This is a genomic window from Mesorhizobium sp. M0217 (assembly GCF_040321955.1).
Lineage (GTDB): Bacteria > Pseudomonadota > Alphaproteobacteria > Rhizobiales > Rhizobiaceae > Mesorhizobium.
Genome location: NZ_JAMYSN010000045.1, coordinates 1 through 24,614, shown reverse-complemented (window position 1 = coordinate 24,614; position 24,614 = coordinate 1). Strand labels below are relative to the sequence as shown.

The 24,614-nt window shown below is 62.0% G+C and carries 21 protein-coding genes and 1 tRNA gene; 20 read left to right on the top strand and 2 right to left on the bottom strand.

Annotated elements, in window-relative coordinates; all coding sequences use genetic code 11:
* The 16 genes from NKJ18_RS31885 to NKJ18_RS31810 form a co-directional block, all read left to right on the top strand.
* Positions 1-94: EF-Tu C-terminal domain-related protein (locus NKJ18_RS31885; protein ID WP_476738618.1), on the top strand; the 94-nt coding region annotated here is incomplete at its 5' end.
* Positions 95-241: 147 nt separating this feature from the next.
* On the top strand, positions 242-1,870 hold the full coding sequence (locus NKJ18_RS31880; RefSeq protein WP_502906196.1) for a COG3904 family protein: 1,629 nt from the start codon (positions 242-244) through the stop codon (positions 1,868-1,870).
* Positions 1,871-2,198: 328 nt separating this feature from the next.
* Positions 2,199-3,893: a COG3904 family protein gene (locus NKJ18_RS31875; RefSeq protein ID WP_352761455.1), complete on the top strand. Its 1,695-nt coding sequence runs from the start codon at positions 2,199-2,201 to the stop codon at positions 3,891-3,893.
* 91 nt (positions 3,894-3,984) lie between these two features.
* Complete coding sequence (locus NKJ18_RS31870; protein ID WP_352761452.1) at positions 3,985-4,467, top strand: group II truncated hemoglobin; 483 nt, start codon at positions 3,985-3,987, stop codon at positions 4,465-4,467.
* A 160-nt stretch (positions 4,468-4,627) separates the two neighbouring features.
* Positions 4,628-4,703: transfer RNA gene (locus NKJ18_RS31865), tRNA-Trp, on the top strand.
* A gap of 429 nt (positions 4,704-5,132) precedes the next feature.
* Positions 5,133-5,597 (top strand): Hsp20 family protein, encoded by a 465-nt coding sequence (locus NKJ18_RS31860; RefSeq protein WP_352761449.1) that lies wholly within the window; start codon positions 5,133-5,135, stop codon positions 5,595-5,597.
* 73 nt (positions 5,598-5,670) lie between these two features.
* Positions 5,671-6,138: a hypothetical protein gene (locus NKJ18_RS31855; RefSeq protein ID WP_352497461.1), complete on the top strand. Its 468-nt coding sequence runs from the start codon at positions 5,671-5,673 to the stop codon at positions 6,136-6,138.
* 489 nt (positions 6,139-6,627) lie between these two features.
* Positions 6,628-6,831, top strand: coding sequence for a preprotein translocase subunit SecE (secE, locus tag NKJ18_RS31850; protein WP_023667439.1), 204 nt, complete (start codon positions 6,628-6,630; stop codon positions 6,829-6,831).
* Between the two features lie 27 nt (positions 6,832-6,858).
* The gene (nusG, locus tag NKJ18_RS31845) at positions 6,859-7,386 is read left to right on the top strand and encodes a transcription termination/antitermination protein NusG (RefSeq protein WP_006333333.1); all 528 of its coding nucleotides are present in this window, start codon (positions 6,859-6,861) and stop codon (positions 7,384-7,386) included.
* A 172-nt stretch (positions 7,387-7,558) separates the two neighbouring features.
* A complete protein-coding gene (gene rplK / locus NKJ18_RS31840; RefSeq protein WP_006333334.1) occupies positions 7,559-7,987 on the top strand; it encodes a 50S ribosomal protein L11 in 429 nt (142 codons plus the stop codon).
* A 4-nt stretch (positions 7,988-7,991) separates the two neighbouring features.
* Complete coding sequence (gene rplA / locus NKJ18_RS31835) at positions 7,992-8,690, top strand: 50S ribosomal protein L1 (RefSeq protein ID WP_023667438.1); 699 nt, start codon at positions 7,992-7,994, stop codon at positions 8,688-8,690.
* A 374-nt stretch (positions 8,691-9,064) separates the two neighbouring features.
* A complete protein-coding gene (rplJ, locus tag NKJ18_RS31830) occupies positions 9,065-9,583 on the top strand; it encodes a 50S ribosomal protein L10 (RefSeq protein WP_023667437.1) in 519 nt (172 codons plus the stop codon).
* Positions 9,584-9,637: 54 nt separating this feature from the next.
* The gene (rplL, locus tag NKJ18_RS31825) at positions 9,638-10,015 is read left to right on the top strand and encodes a 50S ribosomal protein L7/L12 (protein ID WP_023667436.1); all 378 of its coding nucleotides are present in this window, start codon (positions 9,638-9,640) and stop codon (positions 10,013-10,015) included.
* Between the two features lie 248 nt (positions 10,016-10,263).
* A complete protein-coding gene (gene rpoB, locus NKJ18_RS31820) occupies positions 10,264-14,400 on the top strand; it encodes a DNA-directed RNA polymerase subunit beta (protein ID WP_023686024.1) in 4,137 nt (1,378 codons plus the stop codon).
* A 147-nt stretch (positions 14,401-14,547) separates the two neighbouring features.
* Positions 14,548-18,744 carry a DNA-directed RNA polymerase subunit beta' gene (gene rpoC / locus NKJ18_RS31815; protein ID WP_023667434.1) on the top strand — a complete coding sequence of 1,399 codons (4,197 nt, stop codon included), beginning with the start codon at positions 14,548-14,550 and terminating at the stop codon, positions 18,742-18,744.
* A 79-nt stretch (positions 18,745-18,823) separates the two neighbouring features.
* The gene (locus NKJ18_RS31810; RefSeq protein WP_352761447.1) at positions 18,824-19,489 is read left to right on the top strand and encodes an O-methyltransferase; all 666 of its coding nucleotides are present in this window, start codon (positions 18,824-18,826) and stop codon (positions 19,487-19,489) included.
* A gap of 46 nt (positions 19,490-19,535) precedes the next feature.
* Here NKJ18_RS31810 and NKJ18_RS31805 read toward each other — a convergent pair whose 3' ends face one another.
* Both NKJ18_RS31805 and NKJ18_RS31800 read right to left on the bottom strand, forming a co-directional pair.
* The gene (locus NKJ18_RS31805; protein ID WP_023690568.1) at positions 19,536-20,471 is read right to left on the bottom strand and encodes a Gfo/Idh/MocA family protein; all 936 of its coding nucleotides are present in this window, start codon (positions 20,469-20,471) and stop codon (positions 19,536-19,538) included.
* Positions 20,472-20,577: 106 nt separating this feature from the next.
* Positions 20,578-20,859, bottom strand: coding sequence for a hypothetical protein (locus tag NKJ18_RS31800; RefSeq protein ID WP_023686022.1), 282 nt, complete (start codon positions 20,857-20,859; stop codon positions 20,578-20,580).
* Between the two features lie 495 nt (positions 20,860-21,354).
* Here NKJ18_RS31800 and rpsL point away from each other — a divergent pair, with 495 nt between their 5' ends.
* The 4 genes from rpsL to NKJ18_RS31780 form a co-directional block, all read left to right on the top strand.
* Complete coding sequence (rpsL, locus tag NKJ18_RS31795) at positions 21,355-21,726, top strand: 30S ribosomal protein S12 (protein ID WP_006333356.1); 372 nt, start codon at positions 21,355-21,357, stop codon at positions 21,724-21,726.
* Positions 21,727-21,802: 76 nt separating this feature from the next.
* Positions 21,803-22,273, top strand: a complete 471-nt coding sequence (gene rpsG / locus NKJ18_RS31790) for a 30S ribosomal protein S7 (protein WP_008875664.1) — start codon at positions 21,803-21,805, stop codon at positions 22,271-22,273.
* Positions 22,274-22,303: 30 nt separating this feature from the next.
* Positions 22,304-24,394 carry an elongation factor G gene (fusA, locus tag NKJ18_RS31785; protein ID WP_023667430.1) on the top strand — a complete coding sequence of 697 codons (2,091 nt, stop codon included), beginning with the start codon at positions 22,304-22,306 and terminating at the stop codon, positions 24,392-24,394.
* Between the two features lie 65 nt (positions 24,395-24,459).
* The coding region (locus NKJ18_RS31780; RefSeq protein ID WP_352520178.1) for a GTP-binding protein at positions 24,460-24,614 on the top strand (155 nt) is incomplete at its 3' end.

The following is a 24,614-nucleotide window of genomic DNA, read 5'->3' as shown; positions in this document are numbered from 1 at the left end:
CGTGCCGATCGCCATGGAAGAGAAGCTGCGCTTCGCCATCCGTGAAGGCGGCCGCACCGTCGGTGCCGGCATCGTCGTCACCATCAAAGAGTAATCGAGCCCGGCATCGCCGGATCGAAACGGATAGGGGCGGCCCTCGGGCCGCCCTTTTTCGTTGGCCAGATGTGCCTGTTTGGGGTCCCAATCTCTGTTGCAAGTCTGTGAGCCTCTACAGTATAGATTGGGTTGAGGGCTTGGTCGGATGGTTCCACAGCACCGTTTGCATAGTCGGCCATGGTTGGCACTGGGGCTGATCTGCCTGGTGTCGATGCTTGCCGTGGGCAGCGCCGCCTTCGCGGCCGAGACAAAAAATTCAGAGCCGGATCCGGATCCGCCGATGCGGTTCGTCGTCGTGCGTAGCGACGCGGCGGGCTGTGAGCCGACCTGTCCGGAATGGATATCGGCCGAGGGTGCGATATCGGCCAAGTCGCCGGCGCTGCTCAAGGCTGCCCTGAAAACGCTCGGCGGCCGCAAATTGCCGATCGTCATCAACTCTCCGGGCGGCGATGTCGATGCGGCCATCGCCATGGGCCGGATGATACGCAAGAACAAGCTCGACATCGCGGTCGGCAGGACGTGGTTCGTCGGCTGCGAGCCGGGGATGAAAAACTGCAAGGAGAACGACGCCAGAGGCGCGCACTATATCGGCAGCCCCTATGTGCTCGGCAGCTATTGCGCGTCCGCTTGTCCAATGATGCTGGCCGGCGGCACCAGGCGCCTGGTCGGGCCGCTGGCCTATCTCGGCGTCCACCAGATCACGACCACGATCGTGCAGATGAACGTGCAGTATCAGGTCCGCTACCGGATCGTGAAAGGCAAGAAGCGGGTCATCAGCAAGAAGGTCGTCAGCCGCAAGAACACCGGCAGCTACAAGACCTACGAGATGAGCAAGGGGGTGGAGCGCAAGCTGTCCGCCTATTTCAAGGAGATGGGTGTCGACCTCAGCATCATCGAGACGATGAAGAGCACGCCGGCCAGCGACATCCAGCAGATCGACCTCAGCGACATGCTGACAATGAAGCTGGTCACCAGCGACGACGCTGCAGATTTGCTGACCAGCGCAAGCCTGTGCAGGCTGAACCTTCCGGCTCCGAATTGCCGGGAGATACCGGAGAACAAGCCAGCCGGCGGCCTGCCGGACGTGGCAAAGGCTGCGCCGCTGCCGGTGAAGCCGGAGAGCGCGCCGCACGATGACGGCATGCGCTTTGTCGTGGTTCGCGGCAGCAACCCGCTCTGCAATCCCGACTGCCCGGAATGGATTGCAGCGCAAGGCGCGATTACGCCCCAGACGCCGCAGAAACTCAGCCAATTGCTCGCCACGCTTGGCAACCGGCGGCTGCCGGTGGTGATCAGCTCGCGAGGCGGCGACCTCTCCGGCGCCCTGGCGGCGGGCCGGATCATCCATGAAAAGAAGCTCGACGTTGCCGTTGCCCGCACCGATTTCGTCGGCTGCGACCCGGCAGAGTGGAATTGCCTGGCCAGGGAAGGCGCCTATGCCGGGCTGAGCGTCGATGGCGACTGCGATTCGGCCTGCGCGCTCATGCTGGCCGGTGGCGCCAGGCGGCTTGTCGGTACCCAGGCGCGGCTCAGCCTCTATCTGATGGGGCAGAAGCAGGCGGTCAAGTCCTACCTCGACGAGATGGCGATCAGCCCCGCTTTGTTCAGGGCGCTCCAGGGCAGTTCGGTCGAGCGCCAGCTCGAACCCGACATGATGCTGAAGGTTGGCCTGACGACCGGGCGCCAGTCGGTGGATGCGCTGACGGGTTCCAGCATCTGCAGATCGGCGCCGAAACCTGAGAATTGCCGCGTGGTGCCGTCGTCCAATGGCTGATCGCGCCTATCGTCATGGAAGAGAAGCCTTGCTTCGCCTTCCGTGAAGGCGGCCGCACCGTCGTGCCGGCGTCGTCATCACCATCGAGAAATAGTCGAGCCGGCGTCAGCCGGATCGACCAGGAGAGGGCGGTCTTTGGGGCTGCCTTTTTGTTTCCGGCGTTGCGCGGCACAAGTATTGCACGGTTGGTTCAAAGCTATTGCAAGCACCGTCGCCGCAACTATTATGGATTGCATTGAGGGGTTTGCCGGGCGTGGTTTGGGGACACCGTTCAGACAATGCTGCAAGGTGGCGGCGCGGGCTGGTTCGGCTGGCGACGGTGGCCGCGATGGCGATGGCTGCCTTCGCCGCGAAGGCCGAGGATGCCGCCCCCGGGACATGGCAGACATTGCTCCCTCTGCAGGGAGTGCCCTATCCGACGAGTGATCCGACGATATGGTCCGAGGATCGCTCGGAGATGAAGTTTGTCGTCGCGCGCAGCAACGCACCGGGCTGCGAGCCCAATTGTCCGGAGTGGATCTCCGCCGAAGGCGACATCGCAGCCGGGACGCCAGCCCTGCTCAAGCGCACCTTGAAGAAGCTTGGCAGCCACAAACTGCCCATCATCGTCAATTCCTTCGGTGGCAATGTCGAAGCCGCGCTCCAGCTTGGCCGGATAATCCGCAAAAACAAGCTCGATATCGCCATCGGCAAGACCGAGTTTCCCGATTGTTGGCCCGGGACAGAGGGTTGTGGCGCCGACTACGGCAAGGGCACGGCTTTTTTCGGCAGAGCGTCTGACGGTGCCAGCTGCAATTCCGCCTGTCCGCTAATGTTTGCCGGAGGCGTCCGGCGCGTCGCCGGCGGCTGGAACTATCTGGGTGTTCATCAGATCACCACCACCTGGTTCCCCTCCACAACGCACTACCGGACCACCTATCGCGTCAAACGGGGCAAAAAATATCGGGTCACCACGCAAACCGTCACTCCCGGTGAAAGCTACAAGACCTATGAGATGAGCAAGGGGTACGCGAGAAAGATCTCGGCCTATCTCCGAGAGATGGGTATCGGGCAGGGCGTGCTGGACTTGATGAAGGCGACGCCGGCCAGCGACATCAGGCAGATCGGCCTCCACGATATGCTGACGATGAAACTGGCCACCAGCACGGACACTCTGGACCTGTTTACCAGAGCAAGTTTGTGCATGTTCGACCCGCCGGCTCCGAACTGCCGGGAAATACCGGGAAACAAGCCAGCCGGCGGACAAACGCCCGTGGCCAAGCCGGCCGTGGTGGCTGCGATCAAGGCAAAGACCGGCCCCCCACTTTCTCAGGCGGCCAAGGCTCCAGCTCCCAAGCCGTTGCAGGCAGCGCCAGGGAATTCGACGCCAGATATGCGCTTCGTTGTCGTTCGCGGCAGAGACTCGCTCTGCAATCCCGATTGCCCGGAATGGATCTCGGCGGAAGGCGCGATGACGCCTCAGACCCCGCAAAAGTTGCGCCAGTTGCTCGACACCCTTGGCAACCGGCGGCTGCCGGTGGTGATCAGCTCACAGGGGGGCAGCCTGTTCAGCGCTCTGGCCGCGGGAAGGCTTATCCATGAACGGAAGCTCGACGTCGCCGTCGCTCGCACCACTATCGTCGGCTGCGACCCGCCCGAGGCAGGCTGCTTGGCCGATAACGGTGCCTATGTCGGGCTGATTAGCGATTTTGGAGTGGAGTGCGATTCGGCCTGCGCGCTCATGCTTGCCGCCGGCGCCAAAAGGCTGGTCGATCCCAAGGCGAGGCTCAGCATGTCCTCGAGGGGACAGACGCAGTTGGTTAAAGCCTACCTGGAGGAGATGGAGATGGACCCAGCTCTGTTCGCCGCGATAGGCTCGGTCGAGCGTCAGCTCGAGCCCGACATGATGCTCAAAGTCGGGCTGACAACCGGGCCGGAGTCGGTGGAGGCGCTAACTGGCCCCGCTATTTGCAAAACCTCACCCAAGCCCGACAACTGTTTGTTTCCGCCGACAGCCAAGGCCGAGTCGCCCGCCAAACTGTAGGCATCGCAGAAACTGGCCATCGAGCCAGGTTGAGCCATGCCCGATTTCTCCGCTATCGTCGTGGCAGGCGTCGCCCGGGGGAGGATCGAGAATGAGCCAGGATATCCCGACACTCTACGAATGGGCCGGCGGCATCGAAGCCCTCAACCGGCTGACGGAAACCTTTTACGACAAGGTGTCGCGCGACCCGGTGGTCGGCCCGGTGTTCAAACACATGTCGCCGGATCATCCCGCGCATGTCGCGGCCTTCATCGGCGAGGTTTTTGGCGGACCCAAGACCTACAGCGAACAGCATGGCGGCCATCGCGAGATGGTCATGCATCACTTGGGCAAGCATCTGACGGAGGAACAGCGCCGCCGCTGGATCAGCTTGCTTGCCGATGCCGCCGATGCGGTCGGGCTGCCGGACGATCCCGAATTCCGTTCCGCCCTCATGGGCTATGTCGAATGGGGGTCACGGCTTGCCAAGATGAATTCCACCCTCGGCGAGACCTGCGACCCGCAGACCGAACCGATGCCGGCCTGGGGCTGGGGCGTACCGGGCGGGCCGTACAAGCTGCCGGCCGGGGATTGAGCGCCGGCATGCGGCTTCAGGCAGGCGAAAAATCGAGATCGGCAGGGACGGGCTGGTCATCACCTATTCGGATTTCCGGCAAAGGATCTGAAAGCGCGTCAGACAACTCTTTACAGCGCGCCCGGAAGCTTTTAGGAAGCGCCTGCGCTGAAACGCGCGTACGGGCATAGCTCAGTTGGTAGAGCGGCGGTCTCCAAAACCGCAGGTCGTAGGTTCGAGCCCTGCTGCCCGTGCCATTTTCCTCGTTGGAATCCGGCATTTTAGAAACGCCTTGTTTTGGCTCCTCGTTTGGTTGGGCTGAAGCCGCGTACTCGACGAGCGACGTTCCGAAGGCATGCGCAGAGCGAGAGCGCTGATGCGCAATGCCGAAGTCGGCGTATTTCCACGAACCAATTTCCTTGATTCAACTGCCATTGGCGAGCCAATTGCCGTTTGCGTTCACAATTCAGAATAGGCCTATTTTGCTGCCGCCGGCTGCTTTTCAGCGGCTGCGAATTATTGGAAGCGGGATGCTGGCCTGGCTTCTGGAATTTTTTTGAATAGGGCTCTTGAACCGGTTTTCAGCCCTTCCTAATTCGTTTCCCGCCGAGGCCGATTGGCTTGGCAACAGGCGGCGCTGCTGGGCGGCGCCCTTGTACCCATGTTGCTTCAAGGAGAATGTGGCTATGAGAACCTTTGATACTCTCTATCGGACCACCGTCGGTTTTGACCGTCTTTTCGACATGCTCGACAGCGGCACGCGGCCCGACTGGCCGCCCTATAACATCGAGAAGGTCGACGAGAACGATTACCGTATCTCGATGGCCATCGCAGGCTTCAGCCAGGATGAGGTGGAGCTGACCCAGCATGGACCCGAACTGGTCGTGGTAGGCCAGAAAGCTGATGATCAGAGCGGACGCCAGCTGCTGCACCAGGGCATCGCCTACCGCACTTTCAGGCAGACGTTTAAACTTGCCGACCACATGAAGATCAAGGCAGCAAACCTTGAGAACGGTCTCCTGACCATCGACATCGTCCGTGAGATTCCCGAAGAGCTGAAGCCGCGCCGCATCAGCATCGGGGCCGGCGACGCCCAGGTGGGCGGCAAGCAGATCGCCCAGGATACGGAACGCACCCGCAAAGCGGCCTGATCGTATCGATTCAGTTATCCCTGCGGTCCGCCTCCCGGCTTCGGCCGGGAGGCCCAGATTGCGGAGAATGGAGATGGACAACTTCTACGAGACACCGACACTTTCTGCGGCACGCTCGGGCAAAATTGAAACTTCTTTGTGCCTGCTCGACAATCCAGACAACGTCATCAACCATCCACGCCTCAGCAGTGGAGAAAAGCGGGCACTGCTTTCCTCGTGGGCGTCCGATGCCTGCGCGGTGGAAAACCAGCCTGCCTTGCGCCGCCTGGACAACGGCACGGTAATCCCTGTCGACCAGATTCTGAGTGCGTTGAAGGCTCTGGATGAGAAACCCACGCTGGGGAAAGAGACTTCAGGCCGGGTGCTGCCTTGGCGACCCTCCTCGCGCCGCAGCGTTCTCAAGGCTTGGCGGCGTCGGGGCCGTTCTTTCGGCCCCGACGATGACGACGACCCGCCCCCGTGCCCGGCAGTGATCGCGCCGCGCCCACGCCCACCATGCGGAATGGGCGCAGTGGCCGGGGTCGAACTCGCCTGTGCCTAACTAACCCTGGGTTGATCCAGCTGCCTCGGCATGGGCAGCTGGATTCCAATCTTGCGTGCGCTTCATTTGGTTTCCAAAACAGCAGGTCGCAGGTTCGTCCGCAACGCCATTTCCTCGAACTTGTAATCGCGTGCCTGATTTCCGGATCCACCTCCTGGAATTGGGGTCCGGCATTGAAAAAGGGCAGGTGGCTTGCCATATTGGGCGAACTGAGGCATAAGGCCCCGATAGCCGGGACGGGACGACTGGATGGTTCCGAGGCGGCGTTTGGTCATAAAGCGGACACTTGCCACTTGCGTGGATCAAGAATCGGTTTTATGTAGACACAACAGACACGCGACGCGTGGAGCTGGGAAGCCGGCTTTACGCGTCCGATTTGCATGGGCGAAATGGCGCTGATTCGGCGTCGACTTGAACCCAGGCGGCACGTCCCGGCCAGCGGGATCATCCAGGAGACCCGGCCAACGGGTCTTGAAGACAGAGCGGCATATGGCTTCGAAAACCACAAATCCTTTCGTCTTTCTCCAGCAGGTCCGCGCGGAAACTGCCAAGGTGACTTGGCCGTCGCGCCGGGAGACGATGATCTCGACGGTGATGGTGCTCGTATTCGCGGTCATCGCGATGATCTTTTTCTTCACCGCCGACGTGGCCATGGGCTACGCGATCGAGCGGTTACTGAGCCTCGGCCATTAAGTCCGGCGATTACGGAGAAGTCTTGAAATGACCGCGCGCTGGTACATCGTCCACGCCTATTCGAACTTCGAAAAGAAGGTCGCCGAGGACATTGAGAACAAGGCCAAGCAGAAGGGCCTGTCCGCCGATATCGAGCAGATCGTGGTGCCGACCGAGAAGGTCGTCGAAATCCGCCGCGGCCGCAAGGTCGATGCCGAGCGCAAGTTCTTTCCGGGCTATGTGCTGCTCAAGGCCAATCTGACCGATGCGGTGTTCTCGCTGGTCAAGAACACGCCGAAGGTCACCGGCTTCCTCGGTGACTCCAAGCCGGTGCCGATCACCGAAGCCGAGGCGCAGCGCATCCTGAACCAGGTTCAGGAAGGCGTCGAGCGGCCGAAGCCCTCGGTCACTTTCGAGATCGGCGAGGCGATCCGCGTTTCGGATGGTCCGTTCGCCTCGTTCAACGGTTTCGTCCAGGAAGTGGACGAGGAGCGGGCGCGGCTCAAGGTGGAAGTTTCGATCTTCGGGCGCGCCGTGCCGGTCGATCTGGAATTCGGACAGGTCGAAAAGGGCTGATCCGAAAACCCTGCGCCGGTTCGCCGGCAAGGGGAGGCGGCGCGGAAAGCGCGCGGCCATGAACGGGTGGGAGGCGAATGCGGCTTTAGCCGGCCGCGCGGACCGCACCACCAGACTGCAACCGCCGGTGTTCCCGATACTGGGGCCGGCATGAGATAAAGGCAGGAAAGAGATGGCTAAGAAAATTGCAGGCCAGCTCAAGCTCCAGGTCAAAGCGGGATCGGCTACGCCGTCTCCGCCGATCGGCCCGGCACTTGGTCAGCGCGGCATCAACATCATGGAATTCTGCAAGGCGTTCAACGCGCAGACCCAGGAAATGGAAAAGGGATCGCCGATCCCGGTCGTCATCACCTATTACCAGGACAAGTCCTTCACCTTCGTCATGAAGACGCCGCCGGTGAGCTACTTCCTGAAAAAGGCGGCGAACTTGACTTCGGGTTCGAAAGAGCCGGGCAAGATCAAGGCCGGCACGATCGGTCGCGACAAGGTGCGCGCCATCGCCGAACAGAAGATGAAGGATCTGAACGCAAACGACGTCGAGGCGGCCATGCGCATGGTCGAGGGCTCCGCCCGCTCGATGGGTCTGGAAGTGGTGGGCTGAGATCATGGCAAAGATTGCAAAGCGTGTATCGAAGTCCCGCGACGGCATCGACCCCAACAAGGCCTATGCCCTTGGTGAGGCGCTGAAGCTGCTCAAGGACCGTTCGACGGTGAAGTTCGACGAGACCATCGAAGTTGCGATGAACCTCGGCGTCGACCCGCGCCATGCCGACCAGATGGTCCGCGGCGTGGTCAACCTGCCGAACGGCACCGGCCGCTCTGTCCGCGTCGCCGTGTTCGCACGTGGCGGCAAGGCCGATGAGGCTCGCGCCGCCGGCGCCGACATCGTCGGTGCCGAGGATCTGGTCGACATCGTCCAGAAGGGCACGATCGACTTCGATCGCTGCATCGCCACGCCGGACATGATGCCGCTGGTCGGCCGTCTGGGCAAGGTGCTGGGCCCGCGCGGCATGATGCCGAACCCGAAGGTCGGCACCGTCACCACCGACGTCGCCGCCGCCGTCAAGGCATCGAAGGGCGGCGCTGTCGAGTTCCGCGTCGAGAAGGCCGGCATCGTTCATGCCGGCGTCGGCAAGGTCTCGTTCGACGTCAAGGCGCTGGAAGAAAACGTCCGCGCCTTCGCCGATGCCGTGACCAAGGCAAAGCCGGCTGGCGCCAAGGGCAACTACGTCAAGAAGGTGTCGGTCACCTCGACGATGGGCCCGGGCCTCAAGCTCGACGTCTCGACGCTCGCAGCGTCTTGATACGAACATCTGGATCGGCTGCCAAGGCGCTGATCCGCAAGTGAATTCCGGGCCTCCGACTTGTCGGCGGCCCGGTACCGGAAGTCGAGAGGCTTCCGGACATCCTGTCCGAGATTGCAGGCGGCCCAGAAGCCTTAATTGAACTAGGCCTGCATGAGACGGGTGAAAACCGGACAACGGAGCGACAAGCTCCAATGAAAGGTTCGAACCGTGTTTGCCTTTTGTCTGCGCATCTCCGGCTTGCCGTCGATGTGGCGAAAGGGGGCAGGATCCTCGAGCGTCGTTCGGGAGATCTGTAATGGATGGCCCGGCCGGCAAAAAGGCAACCCGACGCCTGTCCCACTAGCGGGGCAGGGGTCAACTGGAGATAGGCAGTGGACAGAGCGGAAAAACGCGAACTCGTCACGGGCCTGAATGGTGCCTTTGCAGGCGCTGGTTCAGTCGTCGTGGCCCACTACGCCGGTATCACCGTCGCGCAAATGAACGACCTTCGGTCGAAAATGCGCGCTGCCGGTGGCACCGTCAAAGTCGCGAAGAACCGTCTCGCCAAAATCGCTCTTCAGGGCACGGACTCCGCATCGATCATCGACCTGTTCAAGGGACAGACGCTGATCGCTTATTCGGAGGATCCGATTGCGGCGCCGAAGGTCGCGTCCGATTTCGCCAAGGGAAATGACAAGTTGGTCATTCTCGGCGGCGCAATGGGCACCACCTCGCTCAACGCCGACGGTGTGAAGGCACTCGCCACACTTCCGTCGCTCGATGAGTTGCGCGCCAGGCTGGTTGGCATGATCGCCACGCCGGCAACCCGGATCGCCCAGATCGTCAATGCGCCAGCGGCTTCGGTCGCGCGCGTCATCGGCGCTTACGCCCGGAAGGACGAGGCGGCATGAGGCCGTTCCTCGCTATCACAAACACACGTTCGAACCTGATGAAGGAATACAACAATGGCTGATCTGGCAAAGATCGTAGACGACCTTTCGAAGCTGACCGTCCTCGAGGCGGCCGAGTTGTCGAAGCTTCTGGAAGAAAAGTGGGGCGTTTCGGCTGCTGCTCCGGTGGCGGTTGCCGCTGCCGGCGGCGCTGCCGCTGCTGCTGCTCCGGCTGAGGAAAAGACGGAATTCGACGTCGTCCTCACCGAGGCAGGCGCTCAGAAGATCAACGTCATCAAGGAAGTCCGCGCCATAACCGGCCTGGGCCTCAAGGAAGCCAAGGATCTGGTCGAAGCAGCTCCGAAGCCGGTCAAGGAAGCCGTTTCCAAGGCTGACGCTGAGAAGTTCAAGGCCCAGCTGGAAGCAGCCGGCGCCAAGGTCGACCTGAAGTAAGCGTAAAAGCGGCGGGCGGCCTCGCGCCGTCCGCCACTCCCTTCACCAGAGGGGAGGATGCGTAGCGCGAGATGTACGAGAACCTCTTTCCTGAGGGCCGAAACCGGCCTTCAGGAAACGGGTTTTCTCCCGTTTTAGCCGTCGCCGCCAGGCGGCGGGAAACAGATCAGGGGCCGCCGCCGAGGTGGCCGCGCATGCAAGGTGAGCCGCGGCGAGGCTCGCCCCGAGTTTATAGCTAAGGAGCGACGATGGCCCAGACCCAGACTTTCAATGGCCGCAGACGCGTACGCAAGTTCTTCGGAAAGATTCCGGAAGTTGCGGAGATGCCGAACCTGATCGAGGTTCAAAAAGCATCCTATGACCAGTTCCTGATGGTGGCGGAGCCCAAGGGTGGGCGTCCGGACGAGGGACTGCAGGCCGTTTTCAAGTCGGTTTTCCCGATCTCCGATTTCTCCGGCTCCTCGATGCTGGAGTTCGTGAAGTACGAGTTCGAAGGACCGAAATTCGACGTTGACGAATGCCGTCAGCGCGACCTGACCTATGCCGCGCCACTCAAGGTGACGCTGCGCCTCATCGTGTTCGATATCGACGAGGATACCGGCGCAAAGTCGATCAAGGACATCAAGGAGCAGGACGTCTATATGGGCGACATGCCGCTCATGACGCTCAACGGCACCTTCATCGTCAATGGCACGGAGCGCGTCATCGTCTCGCAGATGCACCGTTCGCCGGGCGTCTTCTTCGACCATGACAAGGGCAAGTCGCACTCCTCGGGCAAGCTTTTGTTTGCGGCGCGCGTCATTCCCTATCGCGGTTCGTGGCTCGACATCGAGTTCGATTCCAAGGACGTCGTGCACGCCCGTATCGACCGCCGCCGCAAGATTCCGGTGACGTCGCTCTTGATGGCGCTCGGCATGGACGGCGAAGAGATCCTGTCGACCTTCTACAACAAGATCACCTACAAGCGCGCCGGCGACCACTGGCGCATCCCGTTCAACGTCGAGCGTTTCCGCGGCCTGAAGGCCGTTGGCGACCTCGTCGATGCCGACACCGGCGAAGTTGTCGTCGAGGCCGGCAAGAAGATCACCGCCCGCCAGGCAAGGGCGCTTGGCGAAAAGGGTCTGAAGGCGATCAAGGCGACCGACGAGGATCTGCTCGGCAACTACCTGGCCGAGGACATCGTCAACTACGGCACCGGCGAGATTTTCCTCGAAGCCGGCGACGAGATCGACGAAAAGACGCTGAAGGTGCTGCTCGGCACGGGCGAAAGCGAGATCAAGGTTCTCGACATCGACCACGTCAATGTCGGCGCCTACATCCGCAATACGCTCAACGTCGACAAGAACGAGAGCCGCCAGGACGCACTGTTCGACATCTACCGTGTCATGCGCCCGGGCGAGCCGCCGACGCTTGAAACCGCCGAAGCCATGTTCAACTCGCTGTTCTTCGACTCGGAGCGCTACGACCTGTCGGCCGTCGGCCGCGTCAAGATGAACATGCGCCTCGAGCTCAAGGCTGAGGATACCGTGCGTGTGCTGCGCAAGGACGACATCCTGGCCGTGGTCAAGACGCTGGTCGAGCTGCGCGACGGCAAGGGCGAGATCGACGACATCGACAATCTCGGCAACCGCCGCGTGCGTTCTGTCGGCGAGCTGATGGAGAACCAATACCGCGTCGGCCTGCTGCGCATGGAGCGCGCGATCAAGGAACGTATGTCCTCGATCGAGATCGATACGGTGATGCCGCAGGACCTGATCAACGCCAAGCCGGCGGCTGCCGCCGTGCGCGAGTTCTTCGGTTCCTCGCAGCTGTCGCAGTTCATGGATCAGACCAACCCGCTGTCGGAGATCACCCACAAGCGCCGCCTGTCGGCACTTGGCCCGGGCGGTCTGACCCGCGAGCGCGCCGGCTTCGAAGTGCGCGACGTGCACCCGACGCATTACGGCCGCATCTGCCCGATCGAGACGCCGGAAGGCCCGAACATCGGTCTGATCAACTCGCTGGCGACCTTCGCGCGCGTCAACAAGTACGGCTTCATCGAAAGCCCGTACCGCAAGATCGTCAACGGCAAGCTGACCAATGAGGTCGTCTATCTCTCCGCTATGGAAGAGTCCAAGCACCACGTCGCGCAGGCCAATGCCGAGCTCGACAAGAATGGTGGTTTCGTCGACGAATTCGTCATTTGCCGCAGCGCCGGCGAAGTGATGATGGCGCCGCGCGAAAACGTCGATCTGATGGACGTGTCGCCCAAGCAGATGGTGTCCGTGGCCGCGGCGCTGATCCCGTTCCTCGAGAACGACGACGCCAACCGCGCGCTGATGGGCTCCAACATGCAGCGTCAGGCCGTGCCGCTGGTGCGCGCCGAAGCGCCGTTCGTAGGCACCGGCATGGAGCCGATCGTTGCCCGTGACTCGGGCGCCGCCATCGGCGCCCGCCGCGGCGGCATCGTCGACCAGGTGGACGCGACGCGTATCGTCATCCGCGCCACGGAAGATCTCGATCCCGGCAAGTCGGGCGTCGACATCTACCGGCTGATGAAGTTCCAGCGTTCGAACCAGAACACCTGCATCAACCAGCGTCCGCTGGTGCGCATGGGCGACCGCGTCAACAAGGGCGACATCATCGCCGACGGTCCGTCGACCGAGCTCGGCGATCTGGCGCTCGGCCGCAACGTGCTGGTCGCGTTCATGCCGTGGAACGGCTACAACTACGAGGACTCGATCCTGCTCTCCGAGCGCATCGTGGCCGACGACGTCTTCACCTCGATCCACATCGAGGAATTCGAGGTCATGGCCCGCGACACCAAGCTTGGACCGGAGGAAATCACACGCGACATTCCGAACGTTTCGGAAGAAGCGCTGAAGAACCTCGACGAAGCCGGCATCGTCTATATCGGCGCGGAAGTGCAGCCGGGCGACATCCTGGTCGGCAAGATCACGCCGAAGGGCGAAAGCCCGATGACGCCGGAAGAAAAGCTCCTGCGCGCCATCTTCGGTGAAAAGGCGTCCGACGTTCGCGACACCTCGATGCGCATGCCTCCGGGCACCTTCGGCACCGTCGTCGAAGTGCGCGTCTTCAACCGCCACGGCGTCGAGAAGGACGAGCGCGCCATGGCGATCGAACGCGAGGAGATCGAACGCCTCGCCAAGGACCGCGACGACGAGCAGGCGATCCTCGACCGCAACGTCTATTCGCGCCTTTCCGACGTTCTCGTCGGCAAGGAAGCGATTGCCGGGCCGAAGGGCTTCAAGAAGGGCTCGAAACTGTCGAAGGACACGCTTGACGAGTATCCGCGTTCGCAGTGGTGGCAGTTTGCGGTGGAGAACGAAAAGCTCCAGAGCGAACTGGAAGCCCTGCGTGGCCAGTACGACGATTCCAAGAAGGCGCTCGAGCAGCGCTTCATGGACAAGGTCGAGAAGGTCCAGCGCGGCGACGAAATGCCTCCGGGCGTCATGAAGATGGTCAAGGTCTTCGTGGCCGTGAAGCGCAAGATGCAGCCGGGCGACAAGATGGCGGGACGTCACGGCAACAAGGGTGTCGTGTCGCGGATCGTTCCGGTCGAGGACATGCCTTTCCTCGAGGACGGCACGCATGCCGATATCGTGCTCAACCCGCTGGGTGTGCCGAGCCGCATGAATGTCGGCCAGATCCTGGAAACGCATCTGGGCTGGGCATGCGCGGGCATGGGCAAGAAGATCGGCGAGCTGATCGACGCGTACAAGACGGCTGGAGACATCAAGCCGTTGCGCAAGACGCTCGAGAGCTTCATCCCAGCCAACGACCGCAACGAGCCGGTCCGCGAATATGACGACGAGAGCATCGTTCGCCTCAGCGAGCAGATGCGCCGCGGCGTCTCTATCGCGACACCGGTGTTCGACGGCGCGCATGAAGTCGACATCAACATCATGCTGGAGCAGGCGGGCCTGCACACCAGCGGTCAGTCGCAGCTCTATGACGGACGCACCGGCGAGCCGTTCGATCGCAAGGTGACGATGGGCTATATCTATATGCTCAAGCTTCACCACCTGGTGGACGACAAGATCCACGCGCGTTCGATCGGTCCGTACTCGCTCGTTACCCAGCAGCCGCTGGGCGGCAAGGCGCAGTTCGGTGGCCAGCGCTTCGGCGAAATGGAGGTCTGGGCGCTGGAAGCCTATGGCGCCGCCTACACGCTGCAGGAAATGCTGACGGTGAAGTCGGACGATGTCGCCGGCCGCACCAAGGTCTACGAGGCGATCGTGCGCGGCGACGACACGTTCGAGGCCGGCATTCCCGAGAGCTTCAACGTGCTCGTCAAGGAAATGCGGTCTCTCGGCCTCAATGTCGAGCTGGAGAACACCAAGCTCGACGACAACCCTGTCCGGCTGCCAGATGCTGCCGAATAGGGGCGCGGCCGAGTAAGCAAGACATCCGGTCGCGGAACGCCGCGACCGGATGCGACAAATTCTACGGCCAGTGGGCCGACCACTCAGCGGGCATTTGGCCCGCGTTAGATGCAAGGGGTTTTCGAGGACCCCGAAAAGGAGAACGGCATGAACCAAGAGGTCATGAATCTCTTCAATCCGCAGGCGCCGGCGCAGGTGTTCGATTCCATCCGGATATCGCTCGCCAGCCCTGAGAAGATTCTGTCCTGGTCGTTCGGCGAGATCAAGAAGCCGGAGACCATCAACTACCGCACCTTCAAGCCGGAGCGTGACGGTCTGTTCTGCGCGCGCATTTTTGGCCCGATCAAGGACTATGAATGCCTATGCGGCAAGTACAAGCGCATGAAGTACAAGGGCGTCATCTGCGAAAAGTGCGGCGTCGAAGTCACGCTGTCGCGCGTTCGCCGCGAGCGCATGGGCCACATCGAGCTGGCGGCACCTGTCGCTCACATCTGGTTCCTGAAGTCGCTGCCGTCGCGCATCGGCACGCTGCTCGACATGACCCTGAAGGACATCGAGCGCGTCCTCTACTTCGAGAACTACATCGTCACCGAGCCTGGCCTCACCGCGCTGAAGGAGCACCAGCTGCTCAGCGAGGAAGAGTACATGATCGCCGTCGACGAGTATGGCGAGGATTCGTTCACCGCCATGATCGGCGCCGAGGCCATTCATGACCTTCTGGCCGGCATGGACCTGGAGAAGATCGCCGGCGACCTGCGTTCGGAACTGGCTTCGACCACGTCCGAGCTGAAGCAGAAGAAGTATCTGAAGCGGCTCAAGGTCGTCGAGAACTTCATGGAGTCCGGCAACCGTCCGGAATGGATGATCATGAAGGTGGTTCCGGTGATCCCGCCGGACCTGCGCCCGCTGGTTCCTCTGGATGGTGGACGTTTCGCGACGTCCGACCTGAACGATCTCTATCGCCGCGTCATCAACCGCAACAACCGTCTGAAGCGGCTGATCGAGCTGCGCGCCCCCGGCATCATCGTGCGCAATGAAAAGCGCATGCTGCAGGAAGCCGTCGATGCGCTGTTCGACAACGGCCGTCGCGGCCGCGTCATCACCGGCGCCAACAAGCGTCCGCTGAAGTCGCTGTCGGACATGTTGAAGGGCAAGCAGGGCCGGTTCCGCCAGAACCTGCTCGGCAAGCGCGTCGACTATTCGGGCCGTTCGGTCATCGTCACCGGTCCGGAGCTCAAGCTGCACCAGTGCGGCCTGCCGAAGAAGATGGCGCTCGAACTGTTCAAGCCGTTCATCTACGCCCGCCTCGACGCCAAGGGGTTCTCCTCGACCGTCAAGCAGGCCAAGAAGCTGGTCGAGAAGGAGCGTCCGGAAGTCTGGGATATCCTCGACGAGGTCATCCGCGAGCATCCGGTGCTCTTGAACCGTGCGCCGACGCTGCACCGCCTCGGCATCCAGGCGTTCGAGCCGATCCTGATCGAAGGCAAGGCGATCCAGCTGCATCCGCTGGTCTGCACGGCCTTCAACGCCGACTTCGACGGCGACCAGATGGCCGTTCACGTGCCGCTCTCGTTGGAAGCGCAGCTTGAAGCCCGCGTGCTGATGATGTCGACCAACAACATCCTGCACCCGGCTTCCGGCGCGCCGATCATCGTGCCTTCGCAGGACATGGTCCTGGGTCTCTACTATCTCTCGATCGTCAATCAGAACGAGCCGGGCGAAGGCATGGTGTTTGCCGACATGGGCGAACTCCAGCACGCGCTCGAGACCAAGGCGGTGACGCTGCACTCCAAGATCAAGGGTCGTTTCCGCACGGTCGACGCCGAAGGCAAGGTCGTGTCGAAAATCTACGACACCACGCCTGGCCGCATGATCATCGGCGAGCTGCTGCCGAAGAACGTCAATGTGCCTTACGAGACGGCCAACCAGGAGATGACCAAAAAGAACATCTCCAAGATGATCGACACCGTCTACCGCCACTGCGGTCAGAAGGAGACGGTCATTTTCTGCGACCGCATCATGGCCCTCGGCTTCAGCCACGCCTGCCGCGCCGGCATTTCGTTCGGCAAGGACGACATGCTGATCCCGGACGCCAAGATCAAGCTGGTTTCCGACACCGAAGCTTTGGCCAAGGAATACGAGCAGCAGTACAATGACGGCCTGATCACTCAGGGCGAGAAGTACAACAAGGTCGTCGACGCCTGGGCCAAGTGCTCGGAAAAGGTCGCCGACGAGATGATGGCCCGCATCAAGGCCGTCGAGTTCGAGGACAGTGGCCGTCAAAAGCCGATGAACTCGATCTACATGATGTCGCATTCGGGTGCGCGTGGTTCGCCCACCCAGATGCGTCAGCTCGCCGGCATGCGCGGCCTGATGGCAAAGCCCTCGGGTGAAATCATCGAGACGCCGATCATCTCGAACTTCAAGGAAGGCCTGACCGTGCTCGAGTACTTCAACTCGACCCACGGCGCCCGCAAGGGTCTGGCCGACACCGCCTTGAAGACGGCGAACTCGGGTTACCTCACCCGTCGTCTGGTCGACGTGGCGCAGGACTGCATCGTCAACTCCGTGGATTGCGGCACCGACAAGGGCCTCACCATGCAGCCGATCGTCGATGCCGGTCAGGTCGTCGCTTCGGTCGGCCAGCGCGTGCTGGGCCGCACCTCGCTCGACGACATCACGCATCCGGTTTCGGGCGAAGTTCTGGTCAAGGCCGGAACGCTGATGGACGAACGTGACGTGGAAAAGATCGAAAAGGCCGGCGTGCAGTCGGTCCGCATTCGCTCGGCACTGACCTGCGAGGTCAGGATCGGCGTGTGCGCGGTCTGCTACGGACGCGATCTTGCCCGCGGCACCCCGGTCAACCAGGGCGAAGCCGTCGGCGTCATCGCGGCGCAGTCGATCGGCGAGCCGGGCACCCAGCTCACCATGCGTACCTTCCACATGGGCGGTACGGCGCAGGTGGTGGACAGCTCGTTCCTTGAAGCCTCGTATGAGGGCAAGGTCGAGATCCGCAACCGCAACGTGGTGCGCAACTCGGACGGCCAGCAGATGGTCATGGGCCGCAACATGGCGGTGCTGATCCTCGACGAAGCCGGCAAGGAGCGTGCCTCGCATCGCCTTACCTATGGTTCGCGCATCTTCGTGGACGATGGCGACAAGGTGAAGCGGGGCCAGCGTATCGCCGAATGGGATCCCTATACCCGCCCTGTCCTTACCGAAATCGAGGGCAAGGTGTCGTACGAGGATCTGGTCGACGGCATTTCCGTTCAGGAAACGGCCGACGAATCGACCGGCATCACCAAGCGCGAGGTCATCGACTGGCGCTCGACGCCACGCGGCAACGACCTCAAGCCGGCGATCGCCATCCTTGACCCCAAGGGCAAGGTCGGCAAGCTGTCGAAGGGCGGCGACGCCCGCTTCCTGCTCTCGGTAGAGGCCATTCTTTCGGTCGAGCCGGGTTCGCAGGTTCGTCCCGGCGACGTTTTGGCGCGTATCCCAATGGAAAGCGCCAAGACCAAGGACATTACCGGCGGTCTGCCGCGTGTTGCCGAACTGTTCGAGGCACGTCGTCCGAAGGATCACGCCATCATCGCCGAGATCGATGGCACGATCCGCTTCGGCCGCGACTACAAGAACAAGCGCCGCATCATCATCGAGCCGCATGACTCGACGCTTGAGCCGGTCGAATACCTGATCCCGAAGGGCAAGCCGTTCCATCTCCAGGACGGCGACGTCATCGAGAAGGGCGACTACATCCTCGACGGCAATCCGGCGCCGCACGACATCCTGGCGATCAAGGGCGTGGAAGCACTTGCTTCCTACCTCGTGAACGAAATCCAGGAAGTCTACCGTCTGCAGGGCGTGTCGATCAACGACAAGCACATCGAGGTGATCGTTCGCCAGATGCTGCAGAAGGTCGAGATCACGGTACAGGGCGACTCGACCTACATTCCGGGCGACCACGTCGACGTGATCGAACTGGAAGAGGTCAACGAGCGCCTGGTCGAGGACGGCAAGAAGCCGGCCGAAGGCCAGCCGGTGCTGCTGGGCATAACCAAGGCCTCGCTGCAGACGCCTTCCTTCATCTCGGCCGCCTCCTTCCAGGAGACGACCAGGGTGCTGACCGAAGCTGCGGTTGCCGGCAAGACCGACATGCTGCAGGGCCTGAAGGAAAACGTCATCGTCGGCCGGCTGATCCCGGCCGGTACCGGCGGCACGATGAGCCAGATCCGGCGCATCGCCACCTCGCGCGACGAACTGATCATCGACGAACGCCGCAAGGCCTCCGGTGTCGAGGTCGCCGAGCCGATGCTGACCGACATGGTCAACGCCGCGCAGTAAGCGCGGTAGGACGAGAAGAAGGAAGGGGGCCCCAGTGGCCCCTTTTCGCGTTTTGACCCCCAATCGAATCGAGGAAAACATGAGCAAGAAGGTTTGGACTGACGTCGACGACTACATCGTTTCCTCTCTCTTCGAGGCAGATCCCATCCTCGAAGCGGTGCTTGCGGCCAACCGCGACCAGGGCCTGCCGGCCATCGACGTATCGCCGGCGCAGGGCAAGCTGCTGTCGCTGCTGGTCCGCATCAGCGGCGCCAGGAAGGTGCTGGAGATCGGCACGCTTGGCGGCTACTCGACCATCTGGATGGCAGGGGGATTGCCCGTCGGCGGCAAGATCGTGACGCTCGAACTCGAGCCGCATCATGCAAAAGTCGCGCACTCGAATCTCGAGCGGGCAGGGGTGCCGGACAAGGTCGAGCTCAGGATCGGCCCCGCGCTTCAGTCGCTTGAGACGCTGGCTGCCGAAAATGCCGGTCCGTTCGATCTGATCTTCATCGACGCGGACAAGCCGAACAACCCGAATTATCTGTCATGGGCCATGCGCCTGTCGCGGCCGGGGACGGTCATCATCTGCGACAACGTCATCCGCGACGGCACCGTGCTCAACGACGATGGCCGTGACGCGTATGTCGAAGGCGCACGCGGTGCGTTTTCCTTCATCGGCGGCGACAAGCGCCTGGACGGCACCGCCATCCAGACCGTCGGCGCCAAAGGCTATGACGGGTTTGCGATTGCGATCGTCGAGTAAGGCTGCATGATGAGTGTCCGGACTGCGGTCCGGCAGAACTCATCGCTCAATCGAAGAACGCTTCCACCACATTGCGCTTGCCGAGCATGAAGGCGTCGGCCACGTGCTGCAGGGGTGCCAAATCGACATCGGAGACGCCGGCGCGTACGATTTCAGCGAAGCGCCGGTAAAGCTGGGGATATTCGGCTTCCGGCTCGTCGTGAACCACCTTTCCGTCGATGGCGAGCCTGGTGCCGCCGCCCGACAACACCATCTTGCCCTTGTCGGTGTCGGCCAGGATGTCCCAGCTCTGTGGTCCAGTCTGCAGCCAGTCGAGCTCCATGGTCACCGGCAATCCGTCGGAGGTGCGGAAGGTCACGTGGGCCGCCACCGGCGAGGCGCGGTTTTCCGGAAAGTCGAGGACGGCCGAGGTGATGAACATCGCCGGCAGGATGTGGGTTGCGATCGACAGTGCGTTGATGCCGGGATCGAAGACGCCGAAACCGCCGGCCGCCCAGATCCAGTCCTGGTTTGGGTGCCAGCGGCGGACGTCTTCCTTCCAGACGATAGCAGCCGAGTTGACCCTGGCCGACGCCAGGAAGGCGCGCGCGGCCTCCACTGCCGGCGCGTAGCGCGAATGCCAGCTGGCGAACAGTGAGACGCCGTTGGCTGCCGCCAGCCGCTTCAGGTCCTCGACCTCGCTGACGGTGGCGCCCGGCGGCTTCTCCAGGAAAACGTGCTTCTTCGCCATCAGCGCCGTGCGTGCCGCGTCGTAGCGGAACTGCGGCGGCATGCACAGCGAGACGGCCTCGAGGTCGGGCACCGCGTCGATCATCGCCTCGATGGTCGGTAAATTCGGGATGCCGTCCACCTTGCCGTGCCGGCTGGCGGCGGCGATTAGGCGGTAGTCCGCATCCTTGGCCACTGCCGGCAGATGCTGGTCGCGCACGATCTTGCCGACGCCGACGATGCCGAGCTTGATGGGACCATTGTTCGAGGGCATGGGAACTCCGCGGATTCGAATTTGGCTGGTTAAGTCGCTCGGTTCTTAGCAGAGAACCGGTGCCGGGCAAGCCGGCGCGGTGACAGGCGCAAGCAGCCGGCCACGCTCAGAGCGGAACCTCGAACGTAACGATCGACACTTCGCCTTCGAGCGCACCCTGAAAGGCTGACAGATGCGGCTCCTCGTCGGGTTCGCCGTCCATATCGCCGATCTGGTCGAGCTCGACCTCGGCATAGCCTTCGGCCGCAAGCGATTCGAGCACCCGGCGCACGGCCGAATCGTCGTCGGGCGCAACCAGCATCACATGGACGCCTTCCGGCTTGCCGCCCTTCTTTTTCCAGACCCGGCCGGTGACGATGGTGACCGGGCGTTCCTCATTGTCGTTCACGGGCTGATTCCTCTTGAGACGGGGGCGGGCGAGGGGTTTTGGGCTGTCCATGGCGCCTTTTGCCATGAAGAACCCGCGCATGACAGCCAAAAGCCGGTCACTTTCTTGTCTGCCCCGGTCACTTTCTTCCTCTGCCTTGCAAAACGAAGAAAGAAAATTACATGCGTTTTTCGCATGGCTGCCAAGCCGTCGTCAGCGCGCAATATTTGGCGTGCCGGGGTTGACGGTTCACGGTCTTGCGAGTAGAAGCCGCCCAGTCAGAACCGATGTGAGGCTCTCCCTTCCGAAGCGACACGCTTTGGAGTTTGCCTCAAACAGGGTTCGTTTTACGAGCGAAAAGACATTTCCGGCGCGCATGAAGCGGTTCCCGCTTCCTCTGCATTTTGTTCGGGCAGGACCGCGAGGCGCGGTTTATGGCCCGAATTTGCGTATGGAATTGGCGCTTTGAGCGGCCCTGACCGGGCGAGACACGGAATTGAGAGACAAGAGGGTTTAATGCCTACCGTCAACCAGCTGATCCGCAAGCCGCGCATTGCGCCGGTGAAGCGCAACAAGGTCCCGGCCATGCAGCAGAACCCGCAGAAGCGGGGCGTCTGCACGCGCGTCTATACAACGACGCCGAAGAAGCCGAACTCGGCACTGCGCAAGGTGGCCAAGATCCGCCTGACCAACGGCTTTGAAGTGATCGGCTACATCCCCGGCGAAGGCCACAACCTTCAGGAACACTCCGTGGTCATGATCCGCGGCGGCCGCGTAAAGGATCTTCCGGGCGTGCGCTACCACATCATCCGCGGCGTGCTCGACACGCAGGGCGTGAAGAACCGCAAGCAGCGCCGTTCGAAGTACGGCGCCAAGCGTCCGAAGTAAGGGGCGTCCGAAGTAAGATTTTCCGGCCCTGGCGCTGCTTGAATGCGTCGGGCTACGAGATTGAGAGACAAAAGCCATGTCGCGTCGTCACAGTGCAGAAAAGCGTGAGATCAATCCGGACCCGAAGTTCGGCGATCTGATCGTCACCAAGTTCATGAACGCCGTCATGTATGACGGCAAGAAGTCGGTTGCCGAGACCATCGTCTACGGTGCGCTCGACCAGGTTCAGTCGAAGACCAAGCAGGAGCCGGTCACCGTCTTCCATCAGGCGCTCGACAATGTCGCGCCGCATGTGGAAGTCCGGTCGCGCCGCGTCGGCGGCGCTACCTACCAGGTTCCGGTCGATGTGCGCCCCGAGCGCCGCCAGGCCCTGGCGATCCGCTGGCTGATTGCAGCTGCGCGCAACCGCAACGAGACCACCATGGTCGACCGCCTCTCCGGCGAGCTGATGGACGCGGCCAATAACCGCGGCACCGCCGTGAAGAAGCGTGAAGACACCCACAAGATGGCAGAAGCCAACCGCGCTTTCGCGCACTACCGCTGGTAAAGCGCGAACGAGACTGAGAAGGCATCCACGATGGCCCGCGAATACAAAATCGAAGACTACCGCAATTTCGGTATCATGGCGCATATTGACGCCGGCAAGACGACGACCACCGAGCGCGTTCTCTATTACACGGGCAAGTCGCACAAGATCGGCGAAGTCCACGACGGCGCTGCCACCATGGATTGGATGGAGCAGGAGCAGGAGCGCGGCATCACGATCACGTCCGCCGCCACCACGACCTTCTGGAAGGGTCGCAGCGGCAAGATGTACCGCTTCAACATCATCGACACTCCCGGACACGTCGACTTCACCATCGAGGTCGAGCGTTCGCTGCGCGTGCTCGACGGCGCCATTGCGCTGCTCGATGCCAATGCCGGTGTTGAGCCGCAGACGGAAACCGTCTGGCGCCAGGCCGACAAGTATAAAGTTCCGCGCATGATCTTCTGCAACAAGATGGACAAGATCGGCGCCGACTTCTACCGCTCGGTCGAGATGATCGGCTCGCGTCTTGGTGCGCATGCCGTCGTCATGCAGCTGCCGATCGGCGCCGAGACCGAGTTCAAGGGTGTCGTCGATCTCGTCGAGATGAACGCGCTGGTCTGGCGCGACGAGACGCTGGGCGCTGCCTGGGACGTCGTCGAGATCCCGGCCGACCTGCAGGCTCGCGCCGAAGAATACCGCGAGAAGATGATCGAAGCCGCTGTCGAAATGGACGAGACGGCACTCGAGAATTACCTCGAAGGCAAGATGCCGTCGAATGACGAGATCCGCGCGCTGATCCGCAAGGGCACCATCGCGGTCAAGTTCTACCCGATGTTCTGTGGCTCGGCCTTCAAGAACAAGGGCGTGCAGCCGCTGCTCGACGCAGTCGTCGAATACCTGCCGTCGCCGGCCGATGTTCCCGCCATCAAGGGCGTCGACGCCAAGACCGACGCCGAGATCGAGCGTCATGCCGACGACAACGAGCCGCTGTCGATGCTGGCCTTCAAGATCATGAACGACCCGTTCGTCGGCTCACTGACCTTTGCCCGCATCTATTCGGGCAAGCTGACCAAGGGCATCTCGGTCGACAACACCGTCAAGGGCAAGAAAGAGCGCATCGGCCGCATGCTGCAGATGCATGCGAATTCGCGCGCCGACGTCGAAGAAGCCTTTGCCGGCGACATCGTCGCTCTGGCTGGCCTCAAGGACACGACCACCGGCGACACGCTCAGCGATCCGCTGCACCCGGTCATCCTCGAGCGCATGGAATTCCCCGATCCGGTCATCCAGATCGCCATCGAGCCGAAGACCAAGAACGACCAGGAAAAGATGGGCCTCGCCCTTCACCGCCTGGCCGCCGAGGATCCGTCCTTCCGCGTCAAGACCGACGAGGAAAGCGGCCAGACCATCATTTCGGGCATGGGCGAGCTTCACCTCGACATCATCGTCGACCGCATGCGCCGCGAGTTCAAGGTCGAGGCCAATGTCGGCGCGCCGCAGGTGGCTTACCGCGAGACCATCACCCGCAGGCACGAGCAGGACTACACCCACAAGAAGCAGACCGGCGGTACCGGTCAGTTCGCTCGCGTCAAGATCGTGTTCGAACCGAACCCGGAAAGCTCGGAGTTCGAGTTCGAGACCAAGATCGTCGGCGGTGCGGTTCCCAAGGAATACATCCCGGGTGTCGAAAAGGGCATCAACAGCGTCATGTCGTCGGGTCCGTTCGCGGGCTTCCCGATGATCGGCGTCAAGGCGACGCTTATCGACGGCGCTTACCACGATGTGGACTCCAGCGTCCTGGCGTTCGAAATCGCCGGCCGCGCCTGCTTCCGTGAAGCCGCACCCAAGCTTGGCGTGCAGCTGCTCGAGCCGATCATGAAGGTCGAAGTCGTGACCCCGGAAGACTACGTCGGCAGCGTCATCGGCGACCTGAACGGCCGTCGTGGCCAGATCCAGGGCCAGGAAGCTCGCGGCGTGGCTGTCGTCATCAACGCGATGGTGCCGCTGGCCAACATGTTCAAGTACGTCGACAACCTGCGCTCGATGAGCCAGGGCCGCGCGGCCTACACGATGCAGTTCGATCACTATGAGCCTGTGCCGACCGCGGTCGCCCAGGAAGTCCAGAAGAAATACGCGTAACCTGAACGGGTTGCATCGGTAACTTAATTCAAGGCCCGTACGGGCGAGCAGATTGGAGACATCACATGGCAAAAGGTAAATTCGAGCGTAACAAGCCTCATGTGAACATTGGCACGATTGGCCACGTCGATCATGGCAAGACGTCGCTGACGGCGGCGATCACGAAGTATTTTGGCGAGTACAAGCGCTACGACCAGATCGATGCGGCGCCCGAAGAGAA